Annotated in this window: 6 protein-coding genes; 4 read left to right on the top strand and 2 right to left on the bottom strand. The window is 43.7% G+C overall.

Annotated features, from left to right (window positions below; genetic code table 11):
• The 3 genes from B3O12_RS08355 to B3O12_RS08345 all read left to right on the top strand — a co-directional run.
• Positions 1 to 991 (top strand): tail fiber domain-containing protein (locus B3O12_RS08355; protein ID WP_286755965.1); only part of this gene is annotated, 991 nt, incomplete at its 5' end.
• Positions 984 to 2,072, top strand: a complete 1,089-nt coding sequence (locus B3O12_RS08350; protein ID WP_286755964.1) for a gliding motility-associated C-terminal domain-containing protein — start codon at positions 984 to 986, stop codon at positions 2,070 to 2,072. The genes B3O12_RS08355 and B3O12_RS08350, both read left to right, overlap by 8 nt.
• Positions 2,069 to 3,040 (top strand): PorP/SprF family type IX secretion system membrane protein, encoded by a 972-nt coding sequence (locus tag B3O12_RS08345; protein ID WP_286755963.1) that lies wholly within the window; start codon positions 2,069 to 2,071, stop codon positions 3,038 to 3,040. The genes B3O12_RS08350 and B3O12_RS08345 overlap by 4 nt, the downstream gene beginning before the upstream one ends.
• Positions 3,041 to 3,049: 9 nt before the next feature.
• Here the strand turns inward: B3O12_RS08345 and B3O12_RS08340 are convergent, their stop codons facing one another.
• A complete protein-coding gene (locus tag B3O12_RS08340) occupies positions 3,050 to 4,045 on the bottom strand; it encodes a zinc-binding dehydrogenase (RefSeq protein ID WP_286755962.1) in 996 nt (331 codons plus the stop codon).
• A gap of 36 nt (positions 4,046 to 4,081) precedes the next feature.
• Between B3O12_RS08340 and B3O12_RS08335 the strand changes: the two genes are divergently transcribed.
• Positions 4,082 to 4,750, top strand: a complete 669-nt coding sequence (locus B3O12_RS08335) for an FRG domain-containing protein (protein ID WP_286755961.1) — start codon at positions 4,082 to 4,084, stop codon at positions 4,748 to 4,750.
• A gap of 8 nt (positions 4,751 to 4,758) precedes the next feature.
• Here B3O12_RS08335 and dnaB read toward each other — a convergent pair whose 3' ends face one another.
• Positions 4,759 to 6,327, bottom strand: a complete 1,569-nt coding sequence (dnaB, locus tag B3O12_RS08330; RefSeq protein WP_189629854.1) for a replicative DNA helicase — start codon at positions 6,325 to 6,327, stop codon at positions 4,759 to 4,761.
• Between the last annotated feature and the right edge of the window lie 98 nt (positions 6,328 to 6,425).

The following is a 6,425-nucleotide window of genomic DNA, read 5'->3' as shown; positions in this document are numbered from 1 at the left end:
CCCGGACTCTTCCATTGGGGTTGACGGAGACTTTTATCTCAATACCTCAACCTACGATTTTTTCGGCCCTAAAACAGCCGGATCGTGGGGAGTACCCACCTCGTTAATTGGCGACAACAGAAGAATAAATGATGCCGACATAAATACCTGGGTAACCACAGACCTAAACAGTATGAATGATGACATTATACGCTTTCAAACTGCTGGCACTGAAGTGCTTCGAATTCAGAAATCCACACTTGAATTCACCAACCCTCAAGAGTCAGTTTTAATTGGTAAACTATCGGGGCTCAACAACACAGGCGATCAGAATGTGGCTGTAGGCAACGAAGCCTTAGAAGCCAATACAAGCGGAAATAGAAATGTAGCCCTTGGTCATCAGGCGCTTGAGAAGAACACCACAGGGTCGGGCAATATTATGATTGGCTTTCGGGCCGGATTCAGTCATACCGGAAGCAACAAACTTTACATTGAGAACTCCCCTTCCAATTCACCACTTATTTATGGCGATTTCGACAACGACATTGTCAATTTCAATGGCAAAGTGGGCATTGGGTTAAATAACCCCTCTTCACTCTCTTACGAATTGTATGTCAACGGTAGGGTAATTGCCGATTGGTACAGTTTTACATCAGACGAACGCTTCAAGGAATCGATCAGCCCCATTAATGGTGCGCTCGAAAACCTCCTCAAGCTGGAGGGTAAAACATACTACTGGCGAAAAGAAGAGTTCTCCGATCGTAATTTCTCAGACAAACTTCAAATAGGCTTTATCGCTCAGGATGTCCAGAAGATCTTTCCGCAGTTGGTAGAAGCAGACGAACATGGCTACCTAAGCCTTAATTATGCCCAACTAACTCCCGTATTGGTTGAAGCCATAAAGGAGCAGCAAACACAAATAGAGTCATTACAAAAAGAAGTTGAAGCTCTTAGAGATGACTTAAACAAGGCTCTGCAGTTAATTAATCAACTGAACAAAAAAGATGATTAGGGTCTGGCTACATATGGCTTTAGGATTCGTACTGGGCATCAATCTGGTTCATGCACAAGTGTTTGTGACCACCGAAGGCAGTCATGTAAGCATCAACAATACCAACGTAGCACTGAACGATCTTCACATGATCAACAACGGCCAGTTAAAGCAAAGCGAAGGTCAGTTTGTTGTGCGAAATAAGGAACGCAGAGTATACTTTGAAGGCAAAAACATGCCCGAACTTCATTCCATGCAACTCGATATAGAAGGTCGTTTGGTGCTGAACACAAGCATTCTGGTGGCAGCCGAATTAGAGATGGTAAAGGGAGAAATAGACCTGGGCAGGCACGAACTTATATTACCCTTTAACGAAAGTAAGATAGTTGGCGAAACATCCAATAGACGTATCCATAGTACTGGTGGTGGTGAAATAGTAAAGCTCATAGCCTCTAAACCGCTAGAAGACGAAAATGTGGGTAACCTTGGGTTGGTATTTTCCAAATTTAATCTGGAAGACACCATGATTATTCGCAGGGGCCACTCTTCTACCCCATTGCCATTTGGTGAAAGCATAACGCGCTACTACAAAGTAAGTACTCGTAAGAAACCCAGCGACAAACTGGAGCTTGGCCTGGAGTATTTTGAAGATGAAGTACTGCTCCGAGACCCCAAACTAAAAGAGCACATATGGTTTCAGAACAATGGCAGCTGGAAAAACACCACCGCTTATTCACGCTGGGGCCTCAACAATGGAGGAGTTATTGTAAAAGGAGCACTAGAAGTATTTGAAACCATAATTACTGTTGGTCTTTACAAGCAGTTGTTAGATATGTCGGCAATACCCACCGCCTTTACACCCAACAACGATGGCTTCAACGACCAGTTCATTATTCCCGGAATAGAAAAACTACCCAATGCCCAAGTACGCATTTACAATCAATGGGGACAGTTGCTTTACTCTACCAATAACTATGATCGATACCCCTGGAATGGTATTCTGAACGATAAGGTATTACCCATTGACAAGTATTTCTATCAAATATCCGACCCTAACAATCCGCTGGAATTTGTGCAAGGCGAAATATCCATTATTAAATGAAACCGCTGCACCTCTATATGACCCTTTTGCTAATCCCCTTTCTTACACGGGTTGGGAAAGCACAGCAGATTTCGCAATTCAGCCAATACATAAACAATCATTACCTAATCAATGCAGCTTCCAGTAACCTCAACAACAACCTGAACCTCGCTTTAAGCTTTAGAAAACAACAAAACCCCTGGCTGAAGAATACTGACAGTTACTATCTCTCGCTCTATAAAGCCTTAAAACCTGTAGGTAAAAACCAGACTACTTCCAACGGTTTTAGAGATACCAAGGCTGTAATGAATAGCACCGTTGCCTACGTCAACCCTAAAGCAATTCAGGTTCTCGGAGGCATTATTTCGAAAGACAACTTCGGGCTGGTTCATAGGCAAACTGCCCATGCAAACTATGGCGTACACCTGCCGCTCAATTCGGTAGTAACCATGAGTGCCGGTGCTTCTGTAGGCTATATCCGGCTTCGAATAGCCGATAACTTTTTTGTTTTGGAAGACAATGACCTGCCTTTTCAGCAATTCATGCAGGGCTTCGACCGACAAGATTTTTTGGACCTCTCTTTGGGCATTGCCTTATATTCTTCGAAGGCCCGAATATTCTACTCTGTAGAGCGTTTGTTTAGTGGCAATTCCATCCATGAGGGTAATCACGAAACCTTCCGTATTAAAAATCAACACTTTGTGGGTTTGGGGTATCGGTTAGAAATAAACGATTGGTCTTTTACCCCCTCAGTACTGCAGCGCATTAATCACATTAGCGATCTTGGACGCGATTATACCCTTCAAACGGGCTATAAAAACAATATCTGGGCTACATTTTCGCTTAGAAACGAAGAAGTTTTGGTAATGGGTATTGGTTTGCGCCTTTCGGGCAAAATGGAGTTTCACTTTAATTATGACAGTGGCGCTTTTAACGAGCGTACTCAAAGCACATCGGCCAACGAATTTCTACTAAAGTTGCGACTGTAAACGACCTGCTCACTCTAAACTAAGCACCAATTTCCCAAACTGCTTGCCTGCTTTCATTTCATCAAAGGCCGAGAGAACCTCATCCAATGGTCTTACAGAGTCTATAATTGGCTTTAATTTATGCTGATTGATAAAAGTAACCATCTCGGCAAACTCCTTATCATTACCCATAGTACTCCCCTGAAGCGTGATCTGATTCCAAAACATTCGATATAAATCCACCTTTTCAGGTAAACCATTAGTTGCTCCGTAAAACACAATTCTCCCGGCCGGTTTCATGAGCTTCACAAAATCATTGACCTGATTTCCTCCCGCACTATCAATCACCAGGTCGAAGCCTCCTGTTTGTCGGGCCTCTTTGGTCCATGAATCCGATTTATAATTAAAACCGCCTTCAGCTCCGAGGGTCAGGCATTGTTCAATTTTTTCTTCGCTGCCGGAGCTCACCCAAACCCTGGCTCCCGCATGCAGAGCAAATAAAAAGGCAAACTGAGCTACCCCTCCTCCTACTCCGGAGATTAGCACATTTTTACCGGCACTGCATTGGCCATGATGAAAAGCAGCCCGAAAAGCCGTAAGCCCCCCGAGCGGTATTGCCGAAGCCTCAGCAAAGCTGAGATGCTCTGGCATAGGCACCAACCTATGGGCTTCTACCAATACATATTCGGCCAAGGTGCCGTCTTTGGGCATACCCAAAATATTGTATTCCGTACTTTGCACCAACGGATTTTCACCCCAAGATCGGTTGGGGTTTATGATCACCTCTCTATTCAGCCACTCTTCTTCTACACCCTCACCAACGGCCGAAACAATACCGGCTCCATCTGAACCCAGTGTAGTACCCATTTGTATATTGGGATATTTACCTTCTCTTATCCACTGATCGCGGTGATTAAGGGCGGCTGCTTTTATCCTCACCAAAACTTCACCCGCTTTGGGCACAGGCACTTCTTTGTTAGTAAACTGGAGAGGTTCTTTTTGGTCAGTAATACAAAGTGCTTTCATAAATTAATTAGTACATTTCATTTAAAGTCTCAAGTAATGAAAAGCAACACGATAAACACAACTCAAGATCTATTAGATCATTTTAAGCAACTCAGAAACTCAACATCCTTCAGATTTAGAGGACAATCGAAAGAGAACTGGGAATTGGTACCCAAGGTAGGAAGACCTGAATTTATACACAGAAATGATCAAGAAATTTTCAGAAATTGGAAGAGAAGGGCAAAAGGATTAATAGGAACGAATTATGATTCAGACATGGATCTACTAACCATTGCCCAGCATTACGGCCTTGCCACACGATTATTAGATTGGTCATTAAATCCACTAGTAGCCACATATTTCGCATGCTATGATAATTTTGAATACAATGGTCAACTATTTATCTATAAATCCACGGTAACCAGCAGCGACCAAATCAAAACACCTTTCAAAACTAATAATCAGTCCATCAAAATGATACAACCAGTTGGGACGAATGCAAGACTTAATAATCAACTTGGATATTTCACCATCCACAATCCTCCCAGCCTACCTCTCTCTAACACAAATGTTTACAACATAATTATTCCACATGAGCTAAAGCAAGAGATCATATTTATGCTAAACCAGTTCGGTGTAAATAACTTATCCATATTTCCAGACATTGAGGGTTTGACTCAACATTTGAATTGGTTCTTTACCAATTATGAATATTGGAATAGATAAAAAAAGGGTTAGAACGGAGGCTCCTCATCGTTAGTAGGCAAATTAGGAGTATCTCCACTATTGGCCTTGCTTTGGAAGGTCATGGTATTGCCACTAGACTCAAAATTACTTGAAGCACCAGACGGGAAGGTGTTTCCGTAAGTAGCTGTTCCACCATAGTTAAAGTCGAGGTCGCAGAACTTGGTAAACTGGCCGATAAATTTGAGCTGAACATTTTCCAGCGATCCGTTTCTGTGCTTGGCAATAATTACTTCACCGGTACCCTGAGTTGGCATGCCGTTTTCGTCTTCCGTAATTCCGTAATACTCCGGTCGATACAAGAACATAACCATATCGGCATCTTGCTCAATAGAACCGGATTCCCTGAGGTCGGAAAGCTGGGGACGCTTATCTCCGCCTCGGGTTTCCACGGCACGGCTCAACTGCGAAAGCGCAATTACAGGAACATTAAGTTCCTTAGCCAGGTTTTTCAAAGCTCGGGAAATGGATGCGATTTCCTGTTCACGGTTACCGGATCCTCCTCCGCTCTTTGAAGAATCGCCCGACATCAGCTGGAGGTAATCAATCACCACCAGCTGAATATCGTGCTGTTGTTTCAACCTTCGGCATTTCGCCCTCAATTCGAGGATGGAAAGACCTGGGGTATCGTCAATAAATATGGGGGCTTTGGTTAAATTCGCTGTTTTGTGTACCAACTGAGCCCATTCGTGCTCAGCCAGGTTACCTTTTTTAATTTTTTCACTACCCAACTCTGCTTCGGCAGAAATAAGTCGGTTAACCAACTGTACCGATGACATCTCTAGAGAGAATATAGCACAGGCATGGCCATGGTCTACGGCCGCATTTCGGAGGGCCGAAACCACAAAAGCAGTCTTACCCATACCCGGACGGGCGGCAATAATTACCAAGTCAGATCGCTGCCAGCCTGAAGTTACCCTGTCCAGACTTGTGAAGCCGGAAGGCACGCCCGTCAGTCCATCCTGATGGTTTTTACGTGCCTGAATTTCTTCAAGGGCCGTAGCCATAATATTCTTCATGCTATCGTACTCCTTGCGGATATTGGCTTCAGACACTTCAAAAAGCGACTGCTCCATCCGATCGAGTAGCTGAAAAACATCAGTGGTATCTTCATAGGCATCTTTCTGAATTTCAGAAGCAATTCGAATAAGTTCCCTCTTAATGGATTGCTCCACAATAATTCGGGCATGATACTCAATATTGGCGGCAGAAGATACCCTATTGGTAAGTTGAGTTATGTAATACGGCCCACCCACCATTTCCAGCTTGCCCGTTTTTCTGAGGTAGCTGGTTACGGTAAGGATATCGATAGGCTCCGAAGCCTGAAACAGATCGTATATGGCCTGATATATTTCTTTGTGGCTGTCTTTGTAGAAAGAGTTCGGGCTTAAAATGTCAATCACATTGGTGAGTGCATCCTTCTCCAACATCAGCGCACCCAATACAGCCTCTTCCAAATCTATGGCCTGCGGAGGAAGTTTACCCAACTGGGCACCTTCCACCGAAAGGTTTTTAGACTTATATCCGAGCCTCAATGCTGCTGATTTTCCTTTTTCCATAAGCACAAAACTATCCTTATCCGGGCCACAAATTCAAGCAGATGCGAACCTTTATTTTTCCCCGCTCTATGCACAACAATAATGACCAGTTGCAAACA

This window comes from Roseivirga sp. UBA838, assembly GCF_002296035.1.
GTDB lineage: Bacteria > Bacteroidota > Bacteroidia > Cytophagales > Cyclobacteriaceae > Roseivirga > Roseivirga thermotolerans.
The sequence above is the reverse complement of the archived record's forward strand: the minus strand, read 5'-3'. Positions and strand labels throughout refer to the sequence as shown.